This is a genomic window from Thioalkalivibrio sp., from assembly GCF_007692535.1.
GTDB lineage: Bacteria > Pseudomonadota > Gammaproteobacteria > Ectothiorhodospirales > Ectothiorhodospiraceae > Thioalkalivibrio.
Window position 1 is genome coordinate 1 of the sequence record NZ_REBW01000142.1, and the last position, 23,020, is coordinate 23,020.

The window sequence follows — 23,020 nt, forward strand, 5'->3', positions numbered from 1 at the left end:
GCCTTCCTCTTCACGCCCTGGCTGGCATGGCGGCTTCGTCCTTCGATGGAATACCTGCAGCGCGCCGAGGAGAAGGAGCACAAGCAGAACGAGATGATGGGGCGGTTCTTCGCCAAGGCCATCCCGGGTCTGGTGAACAATCGCACCTATGGCTGGGGCTTCCTGATCGGGATCGTCGTCGTCTTCTTTCTGACCGTGATGCTCTTCTTCACCAAGGACGTGTCGGTGAAGATGCTGCCGCTGGACAACAAGCCCGAGTTCAACGTGGTCATCAACTTCCCGGAAGGCACCGCACTGCCGAGGACGGCGACCCTGACCCACGAACTCGCCACGGTCCTGCGGGAACTGCCGGAGGTCACCGCGGTGCAGGCCTATGTGGGTACTGCCTCGCCGTTCAATTTCAACGGCCTGGTGCGCCACTACTATCTGCGCCAGCATCCCTGGCAGGCCGATATCCAGGTTCAGTTGGTGGACAAGGGCGACCGGCGCCGCACCAGCCATCAGATCGCCGTCGAAGCACGGGAACTCCTTGCGCCCATGGCCCAGGCCGCGGGGGCGCGGATCCAGGTCGTCGAAATGCCGCCCGGTCCACCGGTCCTGCAGTCCGTGGTTGCCGAGATCTACGGGCCGGACGCCGAGATCCGCCGGCGCGTCGCCCTCGACATGGAGCAGATGTTCAGAAACGCCCCGCATCTGGATGACGTCGACAGCTTCCTGCAAGCGCCGTATGACGTCTGGCACTTCAACGTGGAGCGGGACAAGGCTCTGCGCCGCGGTGTCACGGTGGACGCAGTGAACCGCACCCTGGAGACCGCGGTCGGCGGGCAGATGCTGGGAGACGTCAAGGCACGCTCTCTGGTCGAGCCGCACATGATCCGGCTGCGCCTCCCGATGGAGGTCCGTTCCGACATTGAGCGTCTGCTGCTGCTCCCGGTGCCCACCCTGGCCGGTGGTTCCGTACCCCTTTCGGAACTGGGTGAGTTCGTGCGGATGCCGCAGGACGAGCCCGTGTTTCACAAGAACCTGAGACCTGTCGAGTACGTGACGGCGGAGACGGTGGGCCGTCTGGCGGCCCCGATCTACGGCATGCTCGAGGTGGAACAGCAACTCGCGGATTACCGGCTTCCCGGGGGTGGGACGCTCGAATCCTACTGGGTTGGCCCTCCCCCCAATGACGGTTCCGTCGCCTTCGAGTGGACGGGCGAGTGGACCGTGACCTATGAAACCTTCCGGGACATGGGTATCGCTTTCGCCATCGCGCTGGTGCTGATCTACATGCTGGTCGTCTGGGAGTTCGGCAATTTCCTGCTGCCGGCGATCGTGATGGCTCCGATCCCGTTGACACTGATCGGGATCATTCCGGGCCATTGGCTCCTGGGTGCGGAGTTCACCGCAACGTCGATGATCGGATTCATCGCGCTCGCGGGGATCATCGTTCGCAATTCCATCCTGCTGGTGGACTTTGCAAGGCACCAGGTGGCCCAGGGAGAGGACGTGATGCAGGCGATGGTCAACGCCTGCCAGGCACGAACCCGGCCCATCGTGATCACCGCCTTCGCGCTGCTTGCGGGCTCCAGTGTCATCCTGTTCGACCCGATCTTCCAGGGCATGGCGGTTTCGCTGATGTTTGGCACGATCGTGGCCACCCTGCTGACCCTGCTGGTCATCCCGCTGGGCTGCATCAGTGCCCGCAAGACCTTCGAGGGTCTGGATCGCCATGAAGAAGGGGGCCAGGGTGGAGATGGTACGCTGGCGGCCATGGGACCGGACCATGGATCCGGGCCTTCCGGTGGGGGTGCCTCAGCCGCACCGCGCAGGATGACCGATCCATCGGGCGGACCGTTTGCCAAGGCCATCGGGCTGGTGCTGCTTTACCTGAAATCCCTGGGGGCCAGCTTCGTCGAGGGGGTGATGCAGCTCCTGCGCGCCGTCGCGCGGCTGATCCTGCGGCTGGTCGGGGGTGGTTCCGGTGGGCCGCCCGGACCGGGTACGGGCGGCGGTCCGGGAACCGGACCTGCCGGTGCCGGCGGTGGTGGGCCGTCAGGCCCGGACGCCGCACCTCCGTCTGGCGTACAGGGTGGTGGAGCGCGATCGAAGCCGGAACCCAAAGGCCCTGAGGCTCGTCAGCACGCGGAATCTGAGCGCAGCGGCGAAATCTCCGAGCCGTCCGCGAAGCCCAAGGCACCCGCGAAGGCTGCGGCCATGCGCCCGGCGCACGAGGAACACGCGGCGTCGACCACTGTGGAGCCAGACAGGTCGACAGACGCGCCTGTGCAAACCAGGGACACGGGCAAGGCCGCGGCTGCCGTGCGGAAGGATGCTCCGGTTGCGCAGGAGCGGAAAAAAACACAACCCAAAAAGGCGGCAAGCGAAGAAGGGAAGGATTCTTCTGTTCCGTCAAAGGGCGGGACGGCGAAGGCCGGGGGCGTCGGCGAGCAGTCCAACGAAGCTGCGTCCGGCCGCACCGGGAAGCCCGCCGAGTCCGGTGGGTCCACAGGTAATGCCCGCCGACGGCGTGGCATCCGTTTAAAGTGAATCAATCCACGACGACTCTCTAACCAAAGGAGATGTGCATATGAAGCATGAAATGACCAAACGTGTCGGCAAGCTCTCGCTGACGGCTTTGGCCGTGGCAACCACCCTGGCCCTGGCCGGGACGGTACAGGCGGGTGAGCGCCCATACGGTCAGGGCTATGGTGTATCCGACATCGCGCAGGCGCCGATGGGCTACGGGTATGGCCGCCCGCACCACGGGTATGCCCCGCCGCCATGGGTTCGTGAGGGCCATGACGGCGAGATGCCCGAGGACATGAAGGCCATGATGGCCGAGCGCGAAGAGCAGATGAAGGCCATGATGGCGGAGCGCGAAGAGCGCATGCAGGCCATGCAAGCCCAGCGTGAAGAACGCATGAAGGCGATGGAGGCCGAGCGCGAAGCCTACATGGAGCAGATGGAGGCGATGCGCGAGGCGCGCGAGAAGGCGATGGAGGCCGCGCGCGAGGCCTACATGGCCGAATTGCCCGAGGAGGTGCGGGAGGCCATTGCCGAGCGCGAGGAGCGCATGAAGGAGATGATGGCCGAGCGCGAGCAGCAGATGCAGCAGATGGAAGAGATGCGTGAGGCCCGTCAAAAGGCGATGGAAGCGGGTCGTGAGGCCTACATGGCTGAAATGGAGCGGCAGCGCGAGGCCATTCAGGAGATGATGGAAGAGCGTCGTGGGAACCAGGGTTCAGCGGAGTAAAGAGGAACTCCTGTCGGCCATGGGCAGCCCGCAACGGCGCGTCCATGAGCCGGAGGGTGACCCCGCGCGATGAACCGATTGCGAACCGAGTGGAATCTCTGGCCAAGGTTGGCCTGGCTGCTTGTGCTTGCTTTGGCGGGCGGCCTGCTCCTCGCGGGTGATCTCGAAGCACGCGATCGAGGCAATCCCTGGGCAACGCCGGAGCAGCGCGCTCCTGCGCCGGGGATGCGGCCCAACGCGGATGGGCGCTTCGCCCCTCGCGATTATGATCCCGTCAACGATCGTCGCCGGAGGGATCCGCGTTTGGCGGAACCCCTGCAACCGGGGGTCCCTGGTCATCTCCAGTATCCGTCCACCGGGTTTCTGGGTGTCCCGGATGCCCGTGGTTTCGGCATCCAGGACCCTGCTTTCGGAAGTCCGTGGTCCCCGGGTATGTATGGGGCTCCGGGCTTGGGCTACCCCGGCCTGTCTCCTTATGGCGCTTATCCGGGTAGTGGTATGCTTTTCCCGGGTACGGGTCTTTCGGCGCCGGGCTTCCTGTCACCCCTGTACGGTTCGTCACTTGGATCTGTCCCGATGTACGGCATGCCATTCTAGGGACAAGAAAGTGCGCTGGCTGGTGGCCCTCTGGGCCGGCGTACCTTTGATAAGAGGGCATAAAACTCCATTGGAGGTTTTTCATGAGTAAGTTCGTTAAGGCAATCGTTCTGGCCGCGACCGTCGGCGCCCTCTCCGCTGCTCCGATGCTGGCGTCTGCCCAGTGGGGCGGTCCGGGTTGGGGTGGTCCTGGCTATGGTGGTCCTGGCTATGCTCCCGGCTACGGTGGCTGGGGCCACCCCGGCTACGGCCGTGGAATGGGCGACATGTTCGGCATGGGCGACATGTTCAGCGACATGGACTTCGGCATGTCCGGACGTGGTGCCGGTCGCGGCCATGGCTATGGTCGTGGCGATGCCTACGGCTACGGCCACCCGGGTTACGGCGGCTACGGCCCCGGCTACGGCTACGGCCCGCGCTGGTAAGTTCGTCGAAAGGGCGACCTGCCCGGCCTCGGCCGGGTAGGTCTTTTTCAACTCGTTGCCTCGAGGCCCCCCTGCATGCTGACTGTTATCGGCAATCTGAAAGGCGGTACCGGCAAGAGCACGGTGGCCTTCAACCTGGCCCTGTGGGCAGTGGGCAACAAACGGAAGGTGCTGCTGGTGGATCTCGATCCCCAGGCCACACTGACCGACGTCATCCGGGTGCGTGAGGAAGAAGGCTATTCCCCGTCCCTGGAGCTCTCGCAAAGCCTGGAAGAGGCGATCAAGGCGGGAGAAACCTATCAGGACATCATCGTCGATGTCGGTCCCTCCGACCTCGGCACCATGTATGCGGCGATTCTGGCGGCCGACCAGGTGATCATCCCGGTCCCCCCCAGTCAGGCGGATGTCTGGTCGACGCAGCGTTTCGTGAAAAAGATCCTGGAGTTGCGCGGTGACCGCGCGAAACCGGAGATCATCGGTTTCATCAACAGGGCCGACACCCACCAGGCCGTTCGCGAGTCGGACGAGGCCTTCGGTGCCCTCGGGATGATCGAGGGAATACGGGCGCTGCGGCCGCGCCTGAGTCAGCGTATGGCTTTCCGCCGCTCCTTCAGCGAGGGGCTCTCGGTTCAGGAGTTGGAGCGCCGCAGCAAGGCGTCCCTCGAACTCGACGAACTGGCCAAGGCGATCTATCGGAAGTCCCGCCGGTAACACGGTCGGAAGCCGAACCTTCAGCAATCAAAAGGACCAGGGTGAATCATGGCTGCAGTGCGCACCTTTCTGCGTAAATATTGGATTCTCATCGTCATCGTTCTCTGGGTCATTGCCTGGGCCAACCGGGACTGGCTTGCGGGGCAGGCGCCTGCGGGCGAGGACGCGTATGCAGAGGAGCGGCCCATCGAGGTTCCGCCTGCTGTCAGGGACGTCGAGGCGGACGAGGACGCCGCCGCTGCAGAGCCTTCTCCCCGACCCCAGGAGACGCCGCCCGAGCCCGAACCTGCACCGGAGCCCGAGCCCGTCGCCCCCGCGCCGGAAACCGAGGTGAGCGCCGTGCCGCAGCCCGAACCGGCACCAGCCGTTCCTGAGCGCGAGCCGGAAGCCGAGGCAGAAGCGGAAGTGGATCGTCCAACTGCGACGCCGGAGACTCCGATCACCGCCGCCCCGGTGACGGAGCCCGTTGTCGAAAGGGAGGAGGTCGTCGCTCCTGAGGTTGTTGAAACACCCGCGGAACTGCTCTCCCGGTCGCGTTCCGTGGCCCGTAGCCGTGGGCCAGGCGCTGCCGCCGAGGTGCTGGCAGCCGGGTTGCGTGAACTCCCGGGCGATGTCCCGGAACGCGCGGACCTCTACGGTGAGATGGGCAATTACCACTTCACTGCCGGGAATTTCACCGCGGCGCTGGCGGCCTACGATTCTGCTCTCAAGGCCTTGCCGGAAGAGGACCGGATCGCGATGCTGCGCCGGCTGGCCCCGATCTACGACCGCTACCATCCAGCCGGCCGCTCGCACCTTGATCAATTCAGGTAGAATAAGCATCTAGTGTTATTCGCCTGCGAGATGCCGTGCATCGATGTTCAAGGCCGACGTTCCGCCTGTCCCCGCGGACTCGGACCGATCAGGATTCGGGGGACGCAGCATGAGGTTGGTGCGCAACCTGCTTGCGCTGATCGGCCTGCTGACATTGGTCGCGCTCGGGGCAGCCATCCTCGTCCTTGAGCCGTACGTGAACAAGGCCCGTAGTCTCGATGAGGCGGCCCTGGGGGTTTATGCCGGGATGGCGCGGACCATCCTCGAAACCGGGGACCCGATGGAGGCGATGGTTTACCAGCGCAGTGCCGATCCCGGCCTGTCCGTCGCCGACGTGGAGACCGCCCTGGGCCGCGCGGCGGCGGCGTTTGAACTTCACGCCCTGGGTACCCTGCCAGTGCAGCAGCAGGTGCTCGACCAGACAGGTCGCAGCTTCCCCCTGCTGCAGATCCATCTGTTCTGCGATCCTGATCTGGCATCGGACCTGATTCGCCACAACCCCTCGATGGCCGCTTTTCTGCCTTGCCGCGTCATCGTGTACGAGGACGAGAGCGGACGCATATGGCTGATGACGCCCAATCTGGATCTCGTGGTGCACGGTGGTCGGCCGTTGCCGCTGGCGCTGCAGGAGCGCGCGCTCGGTCTTCAGCAGACGCTGCGCGCAATGGTTGACCGGGCTGCAGGCGCGGATTCGTGACGCGGACGCGACCCTTTCGATTGCAAACCCTTTTTGGCTGGACAGTGAACAATGAGCGACTTTGACTACCGAAACGATGCGCGGCATGGCGATGCAGAAGACTACGACGCCCGCTCGCGGCGCCTTCAGCTGATTGTCTATTCAGCCATGGTGGCCTTCGTCGTACTGGCCGTGTACGGCTTCTGGCTGATCACCAGCCTGACCAGGGACGTCAGCCGCCTCGCGATCGAAATGTCGGCAATGACCCGGACCATCGACCGGGAGATGGCGGTGATGGCCCGGAAGATGGGTGACATCGATGGGCGCATGGTCTCGATCAACGACAACATGGTGTCGATGGACCGGAACATCGCTGCGATGACGCGCGACGTTGGCAGCATGAATGCCAACATCGGTTCCATGGCGAGCGATACCACGACCATGGCGGGTTCGACACTGAACATGCAGCGCGACATGTGGAGCCTGAACCGCAACGTCTCCGGGCCGCTGGGCATGATGAACAGCTTCAATCCCTTCAGCGGCAGCCAGGGTCCATTCCCGGGGTCGCCGGCACCCTACTACCCGCAGCACGGTGGCCGCTGACGCGGCATCGATCCCATTCCCAACCACGGAGTGCGTATGTTCAATCGTCCCGGCAACCGCGTGAACCAGCAGCTGAGCCTGCTCAGCAATCGGCTATCGGAGGAAAACCCGGCGCTGGAAGGTGTCGTCGATTCGTTCCGAGCCCTGGACCGCCTCGGTTATTCGGCCGGGCTGATGAATCCCGAGGAGGAGTCGTACGCCTTCACCATCTCGTGGTGGCCGATGATCGCGGTCCTCGGCACCTTCTCTGCGGGCAAATCGACCTTCATCAACGAGTACATCGGCGCGACCGTTCAGCGCAGTGGCAGCCAGGCCGTGGACGATCGTTTCACGGTGATCAGCTACGGCACCAGCGAGGAGGTGAAGGAACTGCCGGGTCTCGCACTCGATGGGGATCCCCGCTTTCCCTTCTACCGGGTCAGCAACGAAATCGAGCGTCTGAGCGATGGTGCGGGGCGCACCGTGGATCACTTCCTCGCGATGAAGACGGTCAAGTCCGAACGGCTGCGCGGCCGGATTCTGATCGACTCTCCCGGGTTCGACGCCGACGAGCAGCGGGCGACGATCCTGCAGCTGACCGACCACATCATCGATCTCTCCGATCTCGTACTGGTGTTCTTCGACGCCCGTCATCCGGAACCGGGGGCGATGCGCGACACACTCGAGCACCTGGTCAACCGGGTTGCCGCGCGCAACGACTTCACCAAGCTGGTCTTCGTGCTGAACCAGATCGATACCACCTGGCGCGAGGACAATCTCGAGGAGGTCGTCTCCGCCTGGCAGCGCGCGGTGGTGCGCCAGGGTAACGCCACCGGCCGGTTCTATTGCCTCTACAACACGGGCGCTGCCGTCGAGATCGGCGACGAAAAGGTCCGGGCCCGTTACGAATACAAGGCTGCGCGCGACCGCGACGAGATCCACGCGAAGATCGCGGAAATCAGTTCCTCGCGTTCCTACCGCATCGTCGGCGCGATGCAGGCGATTGCCGAATCGATGGAAATGGACGCCCTCCCGGCATTGAAGGGCGCGCTGGGACGCTGGCGCCGTTGGGTCGTTCGTGCCGACGCCGTGATGATGGCAGTGGTCCTGATCGTCGTGGTATACGCGGCCCAGGCCATGGCCGATGGTTTCGGCCCCCTGCTGGAGGCGATACAGGCGCACCCCGTTACCTCCGGGTTCGCGGCAGTCGTGCTGCTCGCCGTCCTGCTGGGTGTCCACGTTTTCAACCGACGCTGGGCGGCGCGGCGCATTGCGCGCAGCCTTCCGGATGAGACCGCCTCTGGAAACTGGCGTGCAGCCTTCCTCAAGAACACGGTGTTCTGGCGTTCGATCTTCCGCAAGTCGCCGGCGGGCCTGGGGCGCGGCGCGATCCGGCAGTTGCATGCATTGCGCGATCAGGTCGAGGCCTACGTGCAGCGTCTGAACAACCAGTTCATGGACGAAGGGGAGGCCCGGAAGGAAGCGCGGGCAGGGGCGCAGTCGGTCCAGGCATCCGCGCCTGACGCGGGCGCAGAAAGCCGGGAAGAAGCGGCGCCGGCGCCCGGCCAGGAGACGCGAGGTTAGCCGGTGCCAGTGGATCTTGCGGCAAGGGTGTTAGCGGGTCGCCGCCTCGCCAGATACGCGGGCGCTGCGAGAGTCGGGTTGGAGGGGGGGGCATCATGCCTGCACTTGCGGGCCCTGCGCGTAGGCGCCGGGCGCTGCTTCGCAGGGATTGAACGTGCCGCATTGCTCACCGGGAGTTGACGCCCGGTTGCAGTGCGGTTGGAATGAGCGCCTCGGAAGACCCCGTGCAGCGCATGCAGGAGAAATGAAATGACAATACTGGCATGGATCATGTTTGTTTTGGCGATGATCCTGGTACCCATTTCAGTATGGGCAAGCCTGGCCGCGCTCGGTGTCTGTGCAGGTTGCGCACTGGTTCGTGACTGGCAACGGGACCGCCGGTTGCAGACACCGCCGGGCAAGGATGGTTGAGCAGCGTGAGGTTGACAGCCTCGCTGCGCGTTGTCTGACAGTGCAGGAAGAAACGATGGAGAGTGCGCTGCCTGCCGGTGTGTCCGGCCCGGCGGCGAGGATCCAGGGATTGGCCCAATCGTCTTGCCCGGTGTTGCGGTTGCCGTAGAAGCAGGGCCGGCTGTCTGGTTCCCGCTCCGCCCCTGAAACGGGGTGGTGGGAACCGGCAGCCGGTTGTTCCAAGACTCCCGTGGCACTCGCCCGCAAGGCGGTCGCCACGCCGTAAATCGACCTAGTTGGGGATAGTGAATATGAGTGACACCAAGAAACTTGCAATCATCGCGACCAAGGGCAGCCTGGACTGGGGCTATCCTCCCTTCATCCTCGCCTCCACGGCGGCTGCGTTGGGCTATGAGGTGGAGGTGTTCTTCACCTTCTACGGCCTGCAACTCCTGAAGAAGAAGATGGATCTCCAGGTGAGTTCCCTGGGCAATCCAGGTATGCCGATGCCGATGCCGGTCCCCGTTCTGCTGCAGGCCCTGCCGGGGATGCAGAAGATGATGACCGTGATGATGAAGCAGAAGATGAAGGCGAAGGGCGTTGCCAGTCTCGAGGACCTGCGCGACCTCTGCCAGGAGGCCGAGGTGCGCATGATCGCCTGTCAGATGACGGTCGATCTGTTCGAGATGGATACCGCTGAGTTCATCGACGGCGTCGAGTACGCCGGGGCCGCGGCCTTCTTCGAGTTCGCGGGCGAATCCGATATCTGCCTGTTCATCTGACCCGTCCTGAGCAAAACGCCCCGCGCTGCTGGTGCTGCGCGGGGCGTCATAGTCCCCTTCAGGCGGCCTGCGGCCGCGATCAGGCGCTCGGCCGCGCCTGAGATGTGGGGGTCTGTGCCCGGCGTTGGGAGTGTAGTCCGAGACCGCTCCTACGGGTTCGCCATGCCGGGATAACCGAGTTGCCGCCAGGCTTCGAACACCATCACGGCCACGGCATTCGACAGGTTCAGGCTGCGGCTCTCCGGGCACATCGGGATGCGCAGCAGATGTTCCTGTGGCAGGCCGTTCAGCACCGCCTGCGGCAGGCCCCGGGTTTCGGGTCCGAACAGGAAGCCGTCGCCTTCGGCGAAGGCGGGCGCATCGTGCCTCCGGCGGGCGCGGGTGGTCAGCGCGAACAGGCGCTGGATCGGCGCCGATTCCAGACAGGCCTCCAGGCTGGCATACTCCTGGATTCTGGCGAACTCGCGATAATCGAGGCCGGCCCGGCGCAGGCGCTGCTCATCCAGGGTGAAGCCAAGCGGGTGCACGAGGTGCAGGTGCGCGCCCGTGTTGGCGGCGAGACGGATGATGTTGCCGGTGTTCGGCGGTATCTCCGGTTCATAAAGGACGACATGCAACATGGCTGAAAATCCCGCTGATCCGCGCCTGCAGATCCAGTTCTGCGGCCTCCCGTTCAGTACCCCGGTGGTGCTGCTGTCGGGCTGTGTCGGGTTCGGAGAGGAATATACCCGGGTTGCCGGGTTTTCCAACCGCGACGCCGGCGCGATCTGCCTGAAGGGCACCACCGGCAACGCCCGCCTGGGCAACCAGCCGCACCGGGTCTACGAGACGCCGGAGGGCATGCTGAACGCGATCGGCCTGCAGAACCCCGGCGTGGACGACGTGGTGGACCGCATCCTGCCCACGCTGGACTTCTCCGAGACGCGCTTCATCGCCAATGTCTCCGGCTCGACGATCGAGGAATACGTCGCGGTGACGCGGCGCTTCGACGACTCGCCGATCGACGCGATCGAGATCAACATCTCCTGTCCGAACGTGAAGGAGGGCGGGGTCGCGTTCGGCAACGACCCGGACATGTCCGCGCGGGTCGTCGCCGCCTGCCGCGCGGTCACCGGCAAGCCGATCATCACCAAGCTGTCGCCCAACCAGACCGACATCGCCGAGAACGCCCGGCGCTGCATCGAGGCCGGTACGGACGGCTTCGCGGTGATCAACACGCTGATGGGCATGGCGGTCGATGTCGAGCGGCGCGAGGCGGTGATCGGCAACAACCAGGGTGGGCTGTCGGGACCGGCGATCAAGCCGATCGCGCTGCTGAAGGTACAGCAGGTCTACCAGGTCGCGGCACCGCATGGCATCCCCATCATCGGCCAGGGTGGCGTTGTGAACGCGAAGGATGCGCTGGAGTTCATCATCGCAGGAGCCAGCGCCGTGGGCGTAGGCACAGGCCTGTTCTACGATCCCCTGTGCCTGCCGAAGATGCTCGCTGGCATGAGCGACTACCTCGACCGCCACGGCATTGCCCACATCAGCGACTTGACCGGAACCCTGCGCCTGCACGGCTTCGTGTCGGCCTGCGACCTTCCGCCGGAGGCCAGCTGAACGTTCAGCTGGCCTCCGGCCGGTCCAGGCCGAGTTCCTGGATTTTACGGGTCAGGGTGTTGCGGCCCCAGCCAAGCAGGGCCGCCGCCTGCTGACGGTGGCCGTCGGTCATGGCCAGGGCCTCCAGGATCAGCGTGCGCTCGAACTGGGGTTGCACCACCGAGAGGAGGTCGCGCGAGCCCCCGCGCCAGTGCTCGCGGGCCTGTTCGGCGAGATCGCTGGTCCAGTCCCGGAGCGGGGGCGCAGGGTCATCGACACTGGTGCTGCGCGCGGGTTGGCTGCGCAGTTCCGGTGGCAGATCCTCCAGGTGCACCTCGCGGCCCGAGGCCATCACCGTCAGCCAGCGGCAGGTGTTCTCCAACTGGCGTACGTTGCCCGGCCAGCGCATCGCCTGGAGTTCCTTCATCACCTCCGGTCGCATCAGCTTCACGTCGACAGCAAGGTCGCGCGCGGCCTCGACCATGAAGTGACGGATCAGCAGCGGAATGTCCTCCGGCCGCTCGCGCAGGGCCGGAACCTGGATCCGGATGACGTTGAGGCGATGGAACAGGTCTTCCCGGAACAGCCCGGCGGCAACCCGGTCCTCCAGATTCTGGTGCGTGGCGGCGATGATGCGCACGTCGACCCGGATCGGGGTGTGGCCGCCGACGCGGTAGAAGGTGCCGTCGGACAGCACCCGCAGCAGCCGCGTCTGCAGGTCGAAGGGCATGTCGCCGATTTCGTCGAGGAACAGCGTACCGCCGTCCGCCTGTTCGAAGCGTCCCTTGCGCGCCTGATTGGCACCGGTGAACGCGCCGCGTTCGTGGCCGAACAGTTCGCTCTCCAACAGGTCCTTGGGGATCGCTGCCGTGTTCAGCGCAATCAGCGGCTGATGCGCGCGCGGTGAGTGCTGGTGTAGCGCCCGCGCCACGAGTTCCTTGCCGGTGCCCGACTCGCCGTTCACCATCACCGTGATGTTCGAGCGCGACAGCCGGCCGATCGCGCGGAACAGCTCCTGCATCGCCGGCGCATCGCCGATGATCGTGGTTTGCTGTCTGTCCTCGGCCTCAGCGCCGTTGGAACGGCGGTCGCCTCGCGCCTGGAGCGCCCGCTCTACGAGGCCGACCGCCTCGTCGAGGTCAAACGGCTTGGGCAGGTACTCGAAGGCACCGGTCTGGTAGGCCGATACCGCGCTCTCCAGGTCGGAGAAGGCGGTCATGATGATCACCGGCGGCGGGTCCGGGCGTTCGCGCACCCGGGCCAGGAAGTCCAGCCCGTTCAGGCCCGGCATCCGGATGTCGGCGAGGATGGTGTCCGGGGCGCCGTCTTCCTCCAGGGCTTTCCAGGCCTGGTCGGCGGACTCGAAGCCGCGGGCCTCGAAACTGGCCCTGCTCAGGGCGCGTTCCAGCACCCAGCGGATGGAGTCATCGTCATCGATGACCCAGATAGAGGCACTCATGATTCGCCCTCCAGTGGCAGCAGCACGTCAAAGTCGGTGCGGCCTGGCCGGGAATTGCACTCGACCAGGCCATTGTTCAGCTGCATCAGGCTTTGCGCGATCGGCAGGCCCAGCCCCGTGCCCGCCGCCCGTCCGGTCACCATCGGGAAAAAGATCCGCTCGCGGATCTCCTCCGGGATGCCCGGCCCGTTGTCGCGCACGCGCAGCCGAGCGACCAACCGGTGCCGTTTGCCGGATATCGTGTACTGGCGCAGGATTCGCGACATCAGCTGGATCTCGCCATGATCGCCGAGGGCCTGGATCGCGTTCTGCACCAGGTTGAGGAGGGCCTGCACCAGCATGTCGCGGTCGGCCATCACCTCCGGGATGCTCGGGTCATAGTTCCCGCTGATGCGCAGGCCCAGTGGCAGCTGCACGCTGACCAGCCCGCGCACATGCTCCAGCACCTCGTGGACGTTCACCGGTTCGCGCCGGGGCAGGCTGCTCGGACCCAGCATGCGGTCCACCAGGCTGCGCAGACGGTCCGCCTCGCGGATGATGATCCGGGTGTAGTCCCGCAGCGCGGGGTCTGTCACCTCGCTGGCCAGGAGCTGGGCCGCACCGCGCAGGCCACCCAGCGGATTCTTGATTTCGTGGGCCAGGCCCCGGGTCACCGCGCGGCTGATCGCCTGCTGCTGGCGCAGCTGATCGTCGCGGCTGATGCGCTGCTGGCGGTCGACCGCAGTGAGTTCGAGCAGCAACCGGCCCAGGGAATCGTCGTCGCGCAGCGGTGAAATGACCAGGTCGGCGAGGAATTCGGCGCCGCGCAGCGGCCGTAGGGCGCGTCCGCGCAGGGTCACGGGCTGGTCCATACGGAGAACCTGCTGCACCTGGCTGACGAGATTGCGGTCCAGCCGCAGCCAGTGGCCGAGCTGGCCGCCGACCACCCGCTCCCGGCTCAACCCGAGGAGCACCTCCGCCGCGCTGTTGATCGCAAGCAGTTTCAGGTGCTCGTCGGTGACCAGCACGGCGGTGGAAAGGTCATCCAGCCACAGGCACTCGCTCGGGCTGGGAATGGCCGCTACAGAATTGACTATCATCGTTAAACCGTAAGCAGGAATTGCGCCAGAAATCGATGCCCTGGCGGCCCGCCGGATTGTCCGGGCCAGGCCCGTTAGGGCGGTCTTGGCAAGGGGTCTTGGTGCAAGCCTAGCACCAAAGTGGTGCAATCCGCCATCTCATTCGCACCAAATCGGTGCCCTGCTCAGGCTTCCCGCTCCGCTCGTGCCGGAAAAGGTCACAGCTTCAGCCACGCGGATTGGTTGACCGTGCAAACCGCTGCGGATGGCGGTTCGAAACGGACCTCATCAGAGGCCCACTAGCGTCCGCGAAAACTCCGGCGGTCGCGAACGAACTCATCGGGTTCGTCCTCTTCGACTTCCGGTTCGGGCGCTTCCACGGGTTCTTCGGCGGGTTCGGGGGGCTCCGGACGTACCGGGCGACGCAGGATCTCCTCGGCGTCGGGCAGCGGCAGCGCTCCCGCTGGGGGCTGGATCTCGATCTGTTCGACGGGACGGTCCATCGGGGGGCGATCCCCGAAGTGGACGGTGCCCTCGGCATCCACCCAGCGGTAGACCTCGGTCGCACCTGCGACCATCGATAGCGCGGCGAACCCGGCCACCAGGCACAGGCTCAATACGGCTTTCCGCCGGCGGATGTGCAACCGGGCCGTCACCATTGGAACAGCATCCATTGCGGTGGGACGAAGTCAGGACCCAACCCGGCGCGTCGCACGTCCAGCGTGCCGTCTCCGGTGGTGTCCATCAGGTAGTACGGGGGACCCCAACGGGGGATGACCTGCACCATGTACAGGCGCCCGTCGATACGGAATTCGCGGATCACCCCGTCCGGGCGCTCGATCAGCGTGATGTCGGCCTCTTCGAGGATCTGCAGTTGCCGGGCCCGTTCATCGAGCACCGGGGGCGGCGCATCTTCGACCCTTTCCGATGGCGGGGCGTTTTCCACCATCGGCGGCGGCGGCGGCACCTCAGGCCACGGCTCGGCCTGTGCCATTGCTCCGGCGCAGAGTGCCAGCAGGGCTGGGCCGATCATCCACCGCATCGTCATAGCTCCATCAGGCGTTGCTTTTCTTCCGCGGAGGGCTCGAAGCTTCGTGCCTCGTAGTAGTCGAAGATCGCGTCGACGACAGCCTCGGGTGTGTCCACCAGCGAGTATAGCCCAAGGTCCTCCGGGGATATGGTCCCGCGAGCGACCAGGGTATCCTGGAACCAGTCTAGCAATCCACGCCAGAAGCTGCTGCCGACCAGCACGATCGGGATGCGCCGGGACTTGCCCGTCTGCACCAGGGTCAGGATCTCCGCGAGTTCGTCCAGCGTGCCGAAGCCGCCCGGCAGCACCACATAGGCCGAGGCGTATTTCACGAACATCACCTTGCGTGCGAAGAAGTGCCGGAACCCGAGACCGATGTCCTGGTAGGGGTTGGCTTGCTGCTCGTGCGGCAGCTGGATGTTCAGGCCGATGCTGGGGGACTTGCCCGCAAAGGCCCCCTTGTTCGCGGCCTCCATGATCCCGGGGCCGCCGCCGCTGACCACCGCGAAGCCGGAGTCCGAGAGTTGCCGCGCCACCTCCTCGGCCAGCAGGTAGTCGGGGTGCCCCGGGGGGATCCGCGCCGAACCGAAGACGCTGACCGAGGGCTTGATGCGGGCCAGGCGCTCGAAGCCCTCGACGAACTCGGCCATGATCTGGAAGATCTTCCAGCTCTCGCGCGTGAGTTCGGAATCGTCGATCGGCGCGAGCCCGGGATGATGGGTTCGCTCGCGGCCGTTCTTCGGCAAGGGGCCTTGATCATTGCTCATCGCCGTAGCGTAACGCTGCGCGGTCGTCGCGAACAGTCCCGCGGCCGGCTCTGCGTCGGAGCGGAGCGGGTTCGCGGCCCGCGCGGGTCCGCAGTACACTGGAAGGCATTCCCCACTGCGCCTGACTTCATGAGCGATGATGCCCCCCTGGTCCTGGTGGACGGGTCGTCCTACCTGTACCGCGCCTTCCATGCGCTGCCTCCGCTGACCAGTCCTGATGGCCAGCCCACCGGCGCCCTGTACGGTGTCGCCAACATGCTGCGCAAGCTGCGCGCGGATTACAGGCCGCGCCGCATGGCAGTGGTCTTCGACGCCCCGGGCAGGACCTTCCGCGACGATCTCTATGCCGAGTACAAGGCCAACCGCCCGTCGATGCCGGAGGAACTGGCGGTGCAGGTGGAGCCGCTGCACGCACTGGTGCGGGCGCTCGGACTGCCGTTGCTGTGCATTGCCGGGGTGGAGGCGGACGACGTGATCGCGACGCTTGCGACGCAGGCCGAGGAACGCGGCGAGCCCGTGGTGATCTCCACCGGCGACAAGGACCTGGCGCAACTGGTCAGCGACCGCGTGACCCTGGTCAACACCATGACCGGTGCCGTCCTCGACCCGGCGGGGGTGCGCGAGAAGTTCGGCGTCGGTCCGGGGCAGATCGTCGATTTTCTGACCCTGGTCGGCGATAGCGTCGACAACGTGCCGGGCGTCGAGAAGGTCGGCCCCAAGACCGCCGCGAAGTGGATCGACCGCTACGGCAGTCTCGACGCGGTGCTGGAGCATGCGGATGACATCGGCGGCAAAGTCGGCGAGAACCTGCGCGCGGCCAGCCCGCAACTGCCCCTGTCGCGCGAACTCGTCACGGTCCGGCGCGACGTGGACCTCGGCATCGACGAGCACGAGCTGACCCTGGGCGAGCCCGATACCGCGGCCCTGCGCGAAATGTACGCGCGCTTCGGGTTCCGCCGCTGGCTGGAGGATCTGGACGCGACGGGCGACAACCCGGGTGCAGCCGCCACAGAGAACGCAGTCGGCGTGCGGGCGGAGTACCGCGTCGTGCGCAGCGGTGCCGAACTCGATGCCCTGGTCGAACGGCTGCAGGCAGCGGAACTGGTCGCCTTCGACACGGAGACCACCAGCCTGGACTACATGCAGGCGCGCATCGTCGGCCTCTCCTTCAGTGTCGAGCCCGGTCTTGCCTGGTACGTGCCGCTGGCGCACGAGGGTCCGGATGCCGAGCCGCAACTCGATCGCGAGCAGACCCTGAAGCGCCTGCGCTCCTGGCTCGAGTCCCCGGAACACGCCAAGCTGGGGCACCACCTCAAGTATGACCGCAACGTGCTGGCGAACCACGGCATCACCCTGAATGGCATCCGCGAAGACACGATGCTCGAGTCGTACGTGCTGGACGCCGGTGCCAACCGGCACGATCTGGATACGCTGGCGGAGCGGCACCTGGCGCACCGGATGATCACCTACGAGGACGTCGCCGGGAAGGGCGTGAAACAGATCCCCTTCGCCCAGGTCTCGGTGGAACGCGCTACCGAGTACGCGGCCGAGGACGCCGAGGTCTGCCTGCGCCTGCACACGGTCCTGGCTCCTCGGCTGGCCGAGGTCGACGGACCGCAGTCGGTGTACCGGGAGATCGAGATGCCCCTGGTGCCCGTGCTCTCGGACATGGAGCGGACCGGGGTGAAGGTCGATGCCGGGCTGCTGCGCGTGCAGAGTGCGGAACTGCTGAAGCGCATGGAGGAGGTCGCCGAACAGGCCTACTGCGAGGCCGGCGGCGCGTTCAACCTGGGCTCGCCGAAGCAGATCCAGGAAATCCTCTACGAGCGGCTCGGCCTGCCGGTGCTGCGGCGCACGCCGAAGGGCCAACCGTCCACCGCGGAGGACGTGCTCGAACAGATGGCGGCCGAGTACGCGCTGCCGCGCATGATCCTGGACCATCGCGGCTTGAGCAAGCTGCGCAGTACCTACACCGAGCGCCTGCCCGAGCGGGTCGACCCGGACAGCGGCCGGGTGCACACCTCCTACCACCAGGCGGTCGCCGCCACCGGCCGGCTCTCCTCCTCCGATCCCAACCTGCAGAACATCCCGGTGCGCAGCGAGGAGGGCCGCCGGATCCGTCAGGCCTTCATCGCGGAAGAGGGCTTCGTGCTGCTGGCGGCCGACTACTCCCAGATCGAGCTGCGCATCATGGCCCACCTGTCCCGTGACCAGGGCCTGCTCGACGCCTTCGCCGCGGGCCAGGACATCCATCGCGCGACCGCGGCGGAGGTCTTCGGGGTGGCGACGCCGGAGGCCGTCAGCGGCGAGCAGCGAAGGGCCGCCAAGGCGATCAACTTCGGCCTGATCTACGGCATGTCGGCCTTCGGACTGGCGCGCAACCTGGGGATCGACCAGGGCCGCGCCCGGGAGTACATCGAGCGCTACTTCGCACGCTACCCGGGCGTGCACGAGTACATGGAATCGGCGCGCCGGCAGGCCCGCGACCAGGGCTTCGTGGAGACGCTGTTCGGGCGCCGCCTGTACCTGCCCGAGATCGGGAGCCGCAACGCCGCGCGCCGCGCGCAGGCCGAGCGGGTCGCGATCAACGCGCCCATGCAGGGCACCGCGGCCGACATCATCAAGCACGCGATGCTGAAGGTGGCGGCGCGCCTCGCGCGGGACCGGCTGCCGGCCAGGATGATCATGCAGGTGCACGACGAGCTGGTGCTGGAGGTGCGCGCGGACGCGGTGGACGAACTGCGTACGGCGGTCACCGAAGACATGGGCTCGGCGGCGAACCTGGCGGTGGAACTGGTGGTCGACATTGGTACGGGAGCAAACTGGGATGCGGCGCACTGACATGAACACGGGACGGGTGATGGGTCGTCTGGCGCCCTGGGTCGTCGGCGTGCTGGCCCTGGCGGCACTGTGGGTCTGGGCCGACCGGCTGCTGCCCGGCGGCGATCAGGCGGGCATGGTGGTACTGGGTCCCGGCGACTGCGATCTCAACCTGCATGCCTGCACCGTGGAACTGCCCTCGGGCCAGAAGGTGAGCCTGGACCTGCAGCCCCGGCCGATGCCGACCCTGCAGCCGCTGGAGGTCAGGCTCGATCTCGGCGGCCTGGATCCGGAGTGGGTGGAGCTGGATCTGGCCGGTGTGGAGATGTACATGGGCTTCAACCGTTCGCGCCTCGAGCGTGTTGCCCCAGGCAGCTACCGCGGCCAGACCATCCTGCCGGTCTGCGCCAGCGAGGCGATGACCTGGGCGGCCACCGTATTGCCGGGGGGCGTGCAGGAGCAGGCCGAGGTGCAGTTCCGGTTCGTCACGCGGCGCTGAGTGGCCCCGGCCATGTCGAGAAACCTGCTCTGGTCCGCCGCCACTCTCGCCGCTCTGCTCCTGCTGGCGGCGGGCCTGTTCTGGCCCGACTCCCGGGATTCCGGCGAATCGCATGAAGCCGGCGCGCAGCACCACGCCCCTCCCGCTGCCCAGCGCGGGCAACACCGGACCCTTACGGCCGACGCAGCTCCGGCCGGCGGGCCGATCGTGCTGCCGGTCAGCAGCCGCGATGGCCCGCTGAGTCTGGAGGACTACCGCGGCCAATACGTCTGGATCTATTTCGGGTATACCGCCTGCCCCGACGCCTGCCCGATGACCCTGGCCCTGATGTCCCAGGCCCTGTCGCGCCTGCCGCCCGACTGGCAGGGGCGCGTTCGCGGCCTGTTCGTCAGCGTCGATCCGGAACGGGACGGCGCAGGGCATCTGCGCGACTATGTCGGCCACTTCCACCCGGACATCGACGCCGCGACGGGGCCGCACGAGCAGCTGCGCGAGATCGCCGGCCGCTACGGGGTCTTCTACCAGCACAGCGAGGTCGAGTCGGCCCTCGGCTACGTCGTCGACCACAGCTCCTCGACCTACCTCGTGGGCCCGGACGGCGCATTGCTCGCAGTCCATCCCCACGGCATCAGCCCGCCCGAGCTGATTCAGGCTCTCCTCGACCAACCCCGCCCCTAGTGTGGGCTGTTGCCCGGCGGTGGGTGCGTCATCCGAAATCCCGGGAACGCACGGCCAGCTCGCCCAGCCAGGTGCTGCGGTCGCGCAGCTGCTTCGCGATCAGGTGGGTCACCCCATCCTCCTGCTGCAGATCCCCGGTCACCTCCAGCAGACTCGCATGGAGCACCGCGGAACGTGCCTGCTGCACGACGGTGGGCCAGACGATTACGTTCAGGGTCCCCGATTCATCCTCCAGGGTCAGGAATATGGTGCCCTTGGCCGAGCCCGGTCGCTGCCGGGTGATCACCAGGCCGATGTAGCGCACCCCGCTGCGGGCGCCGCCGGCGGTGAGGTCATCGGCGGTGGGCAGCCCGGACAGCGCCGGATGACCGCGCAGCAGGGCGAGCGGGTGCGGTCCCAGCGTCAACCCGGTGCTGGCATAGTCCTGGAACAGGTCTTCGCTGACCCCCGGCGCGGGCAGCAGCGGCACGGCCGCCTGGTCCCGGGCATCGGGAAGGGGAAACAGCGGCAGCGGGGCCTCGACCGCCTGGGTCGCCCAGCGCGCCCGGTAGCGGTGTCCCGCAAGGCTTGACAGTGCGCCGGCCCGCGCCAGTCGCGTAGCCTGGCCGCGGTCCAGACCGGCGCGGCTGACGAGTTCGGCGACGTCGCGAAACGGTCCCTCGGCCCGGGCGGCGACGATGCGCCCGCCGCTCTCCGCATGCAGCCCGCGCACCATGCCCAACCCCAGGCGCAGCCCCAACTCGCCCTGCCGGCCGCCGTTTCCCACAACGGTCTCGACGGTACATTCGGTGGCGCTGACGGTGACATCCACCGGTCGTACGCTGACGCCGTGCCGGCGGGCATCGGCGACGATCTGCGCCGGGGCATAGAAGCCCATCGGCTGGCTGTTCAGCAATGCGCAGGCGAAGATCGCCGGTTCCCGGCACTTGAACCAGGCGGATACGTAGCTGATCAGCGCGAAGCTGGCGGAATGCGACTCCGGAAAACCGTATTCGCCGAAGCCCAGGATCTGCTGGTAGATCTGTTCGGCGAAGGCCTGCGGATAGCCGCGCCGGCGCATGCCGTCCAGCAGCTTTTCCCGATAGCCGGCAAGCCGTCCGGTGCGGCGCCAGGCGCCGATCGCCCGGCGCAGGCCGTCGGCGTCGCCGGCGCTGAACCCGGCGGCGACCATCGCCAGTTCGATCACCTGTTCCTGGAAGATCGGCACCCCCAGCGTGCGCTCCAGCACCCGCTTGACCTCGGGGTTCGGATAGCTGACCGGCTCGCGCCCCTGACGGCGCCGCAGGTACGGGTGCACCATCTGCCCCTGGATCGGCCCCGGGCGGACGATCGCGATCTCGATGACCAGGTCGTAGAAGGTCTCCGGCCGCAGGCGCGGCAGCATCGTCATCTGCGCGCGCGATTCGATCTGGAACACGCCGACGCTATCCGCGCGCTGCAGCATCGCATAGACCGCCGGGTCCTCCGCCGGAATGTCGGCCAGGCCCCATTGGCGCCCGCGGTGCAGGGCCAGCAGTTCCAGCGCGCGGCGCAGGCAGGAGAGCATTCCCAGCGCCAGGATGTCGATCTTCAGCAGGCCGAGTGCGTCGAGGTCGTCCTTGTCCCACTGGATCACGGTACGCTCGGGCATTGCGGCATTCTCGATCGGTACCAGTTCGTCCAGGCGTCCGGCCGCGATCACGAAGCCGCCGGTGTGCTGCGACAGGTGCCGGGGAAAACCGACCAGCATCTGCGCCAGTACCTGCCACTGCCGGGCCAGCGGCCCGTCCGGATCCAGTCCCACCTCGCGCAGGCGTTCGCCCGGGATGCCTTCGTCCCACCAGGCCATGTTCGCGGTCAGGGCGTCGATGCGGGCCCGGCTCACGCCCAGGGCCCGGCCAATGTCGCGCAGGGCGCTGCGGCGCCGGTAGCGGATCACCGCGGCGGCCAATGCGGCGCGCTCACGGCCATATTTCCGATAGATGTACTGGATCACCTCTTCGCGCCGTTCGTGCTCGAAATCGACGTCGATGTCCGGGGGCTCGTTGCGCTCGCGGGAGATGAAGCGTTCGAACAGCATGCTCGAGCGCGCCGGATCGACCGCGGTGATCCCGAGCGCATAGCAGACCGCCGAGTTCGCCGCCGAACCCCGGCCCTGGCAGAGGATGCCGCGCTCACGGGCGAAGCCCACGATGTCGTGAACGGTCAGAAAGTAGGGTTCGTAACCGAGGTCGGCGATGATTTCGAGTTCGTGCTCGATCTGGGTACGGACCTTCGCCGGGGTGCCGCCAGGCCAGCGTTCCCGGCAACCCCGTTCGACCAGGCCCCGCAGCCACGATGCGGGCGCCTCGCCGGGCGGGATGGAATCGGCCGGGTATCGGTAGCGCAGCTCGTCCAGGCGGAACCGGCAGCACCCGGCGACCCGTATCGTCTCGGCGAGCCAGGCGTCGGGATAGAGCCCGGCCAGTTCGTCGCGCGGGCGCAGGCAGCGCTCGCCGTTGGGGAACAGGGCAGGGGCGGCCTCCGCGACCGTGCGTTTCAGGCGCAGCGCGGTGAGCACGTCCTGCAGTACGCGCCGGCCACGTACGTGCATGTGCACGTCGCCGCAGGCCAGTACCGGAATCCCGGTCTCGGCGCCGAGCCGCAGGACCCGCTCCCGCAGTTCCGCATCGATGGGCGTGCGCGTCAGGGTAAGGGCCAGATGCAGCCGCTCCGGGGGAACCACGTTGCGCAGCCAGCCGGCCCAGTGCCGGTCGGCGTCCGTGATCGGCCCCGCGGACGGACCTCCGGAAGCGGCTTCGGAGAGCGTGGGTCCCGGATCGGCCGTCTCCGCCGTTGCCGGCTCGAGCTGCCACAGGACCTCGCAGTCCGGCAACCCGGCCCACTCGGGCCGGAGCAGATCCGCGGCCGCGAGCCGGTACTGCCCTTTGCGTCCGGCCCGGCGGGCATGGGTGATCAGGCGGCACAGGATGCGATAACCGGCAAGGGAACGTGCCAGCAGGGTCAGACGGGGTCCGTCCTGGACCTGCAGGCTGGTACCGATGATCAGTTGCAGGCCGGTCTCCATCGCTGCCTGGTGCGCGCGGACGATGCCCGCCAGCGAGCACTCGTCGGTGATCGCAAGGGCGCTGTACCCCAGTCGCGCCGCCTGCTCCACCAGCTCCTCCGGGTGCGACGCGCCGCGCAGGAAGCTGAAGTTGCTGCAGCAGGTCAGTTCGGCATAGGCCGGAAGGGATTCGCTCTTCGCCATGATACTGTTGATTTGAACAGTTCTATCGCGAGAGAGCAAACTCCGTGCTTTCATGCCGGTGGGGGGCGCGGCACCCCTGACGGTGAAAAGCCGCAAAC

The 23,020-nt window shown here is 66.7% G+C and carries 21 protein-coding genes; 14 read left to right on the top strand and 7 right to left on the bottom strand.

Annotation, left to right across the window (positions count from 1 at the left end; translation table 11 throughout):
• From EA346_RS07675 to EA346_RS07720, 10 genes are all read left to right on the top strand, one after another.
• Positions 1-2,535, top strand: a 2,535-nt coding sequence (locus EA346_RS07675; RefSeq protein WP_296757238.1) for an efflux RND transporter permease subunit, incomplete at its 5' end; no start/stop codon positions are given.
• Between the two features lie 52 nt (positions 2,536-2,587).
• A complete protein-coding gene (locus EA346_RS07680) occupies positions 2,588-3,241 on the top strand; it encodes an OmpH family outer membrane protein (RefSeq protein WP_366755771.1) in 654 nt (217 codons plus the stop codon).
• Positions 3,242-3,921: 680 nt separating this feature from the next.
• Positions 3,922-4,263, top strand: a complete 342-nt coding sequence (locus tag EA346_RS07685; protein WP_296757241.1) for a sulfur globule protein — start codon at positions 3,922-3,924, stop codon at positions 4,261-4,263.
• A 75-nt stretch (positions 4,264-4,338) separates the two neighbouring features.
• Complete coding sequence (locus EA346_RS07690) at positions 4,339-4,974, top strand: AAA family ATPase (RefSeq protein WP_296757243.1); 636 nt, start codon at positions 4,339-4,341, stop codon at positions 4,972-4,974.
• 48 nt (positions 4,975-5,022) lie between these two features.
• Entirely contained in the window at positions 5,023-5,787 is a 765-nt protein-coding gene (locus EA346_RS07695; protein WP_296757245.1) for a hypothetical protein, read from the top strand.
• Positions 5,788-5,896: 109 nt separating this feature from the next.
• The gene (locus EA346_RS07700) at positions 5,897-6,484 is read left to right on the top strand and encodes a DUF302 domain-containing protein (RefSeq protein ID WP_296757247.1); all 588 of its coding nucleotides are present in this window, start codon (positions 5,897-5,899) and stop codon (positions 6,482-6,484) included.
• Between the two features lie 51 nt (positions 6,485-6,535).
• Positions 6,536-7,066, top strand: coding sequence for a hypothetical protein (locus EA346_RS07705; RefSeq protein WP_296757248.1), 531 nt, complete (start codon positions 6,536-6,538; stop codon positions 7,064-7,066).
• 36 nt (positions 7,067-7,102) lie between these two features.
• On the top strand, positions 7,103-8,629 hold the full coding sequence (locus EA346_RS07710) for a dynamin family protein (protein ID WP_296757250.1): 1,527 nt from the start codon (positions 7,103-7,105) through the stop codon (positions 8,627-8,629).
• Positions 8,630-8,878: 249 nt separating this feature from the next.
• On the top strand, positions 8,879-9,040 hold the full coding sequence (locus tag EA346_RS07715) for a hypothetical protein (RefSeq protein ID WP_296757252.1): 162 nt from the start codon (positions 8,879-8,881) through the stop codon (positions 9,038-9,040).
• Positions 9,041-9,330: 290 nt separating this feature from the next.
• Positions 9,331-9,801, top strand: a complete 471-nt coding sequence (locus EA346_RS07720; protein WP_296757254.1) for a DsrE/DsrF/DrsH-like family protein — start codon at positions 9,331-9,333, stop codon at positions 9,799-9,801.
• A 149-nt stretch (positions 9,802-9,950) separates the two neighbouring features.
• Here EA346_RS07720 and EA346_RS07725 read toward each other — a convergent pair whose 3' ends face one another.
• Entirely contained in the window at positions 9,951-10,421 is a 471-nt protein-coding gene (locus tag EA346_RS07725) for a tRNA (cytidine(34)-2'-O)-methyltransferase (protein WP_296757256.1), read from the bottom strand.
• Here EA346_RS07725 and EA346_RS07730 point away from each other — a divergent pair.
• Positions 10,420-11,403, top strand: coding sequence for a dihydroorotate dehydrogenase (locus EA346_RS07730; RefSeq protein ID WP_296757258.1), 984 nt, complete (start codon positions 10,420-10,422; stop codon positions 11,401-11,403). The genes EA346_RS07725 and EA346_RS07730 overlap by 2 nt on opposite strands.
• 4 nt (positions 11,404-11,407) lie before the next feature.
• On the opposite strand, the gene ntrC is transcribed toward EA346_RS07730, so the two are convergent.
• The 5 genes from ntrC to EA346_RS07755 all read right to left on the bottom strand — a co-directional run bounded on the left by ntrC (position 11,408) and on the right by EA346_RS07755 (position 15,696).
• A complete protein-coding gene (gene ntrC, locus EA346_RS07735; protein ID WP_296757260.1) occupies positions 11,408-12,841 on the bottom strand; it encodes a nitrogen regulation protein NR(I) in 1,434 nt (477 codons plus the stop codon).
• Positions 12,838-13,920 carry a nitrogen regulation protein NR(II) gene (glnL, locus tag EA346_RS07740; protein ID WP_296757261.1) on the bottom strand — a complete coding sequence of 361 codons (1,083 nt, stop codon included), beginning with the start codon at positions 13,918-13,920 and terminating at the stop codon, positions 12,838-12,840. Before glnL ends, ntrC begins: the two co-directional genes overlap by 4 nt.
• Positions 13,921-14,198: 278 nt before the next feature.
• The gene (locus tag EA346_RS07745) at positions 14,199-14,516 is read right to left on the bottom strand and encodes a DUF4124 domain-containing protein (protein ID WP_296757262.1); all 318 of its coding nucleotides are present in this window, start codon (positions 14,514-14,516) and stop codon (positions 14,199-14,201) included.
• Positions 14,517-14,551: 35 nt separating this feature from the next.
• Positions 14,552-14,941 carry a DUF2782 domain-containing protein gene (locus EA346_RS07750; RefSeq protein WP_296757264.1) on the bottom strand — a complete coding sequence of 130 codons (390 nt, stop codon included), beginning with the start codon at positions 14,939-14,941 and terminating at the stop codon, positions 14,552-14,554.
• 2 nt (positions 14,942-14,943) lie between these two features.
• Positions 14,944-15,696, bottom strand: coding sequence for a TIGR00730 family Rossman fold protein (locus EA346_RS07755; RefSeq protein ID WP_296757266.1), 753 nt, complete (start codon positions 15,694-15,696; stop codon positions 14,944-14,946).
• A 129-nt stretch (positions 15,697-15,825) separates the two neighbouring features.
• On the opposite strand from EA346_RS07755, the gene polA reads away from it, so the two are divergent.
• Genes polA through EA346_RS07770 form a run of 3 tightly spaced genes read left to right on the top strand, consistent with a single transcriptional unit; the run spans position 15,826 to position 19,693 of the window.
• Positions 15,826-18,537, top strand: coding sequence for a DNA polymerase I (gene polA / locus EA346_RS07760; RefSeq protein ID WP_296757267.1), 2,712 nt, complete (start codon positions 15,826-15,828; stop codon positions 18,535-18,537).
• Positions 18,524-19,015, top strand: coding sequence for a hypothetical protein (locus tag EA346_RS07765; protein ID WP_296757269.1), 492 nt, complete (start codon positions 18,524-18,526; stop codon positions 19,013-19,015). Before polA ends, EA346_RS07765 begins: the two co-directional genes overlap by 14 nt.
• A 12-nt stretch (positions 19,016-19,027) precedes the next feature.
• The gene (locus EA346_RS07770) at positions 19,028-19,693 is read left to right on the top strand and encodes an SCO family protein (protein ID WP_296757271.1); all 666 of its coding nucleotides are present in this window, start codon (positions 19,028-19,030) and stop codon (positions 19,691-19,693) included.
• A 28-nt stretch (positions 19,694-19,721) separates the two neighbouring features.
• Here EA346_RS07770 and EA346_RS07775 read toward each other — a convergent pair whose 3' ends face one another.
• The gene (locus tag EA346_RS07775) at positions 19,722-22,922 is read right to left on the bottom strand and encodes an error-prone DNA polymerase (protein WP_296757273.1); all 3,201 of its coding nucleotides are present in this window, start codon (positions 22,920-22,922) and stop codon (positions 19,722-19,724) included.
• Between the last annotated feature and the right edge of the window lie 98 nt (positions 22,923-23,020).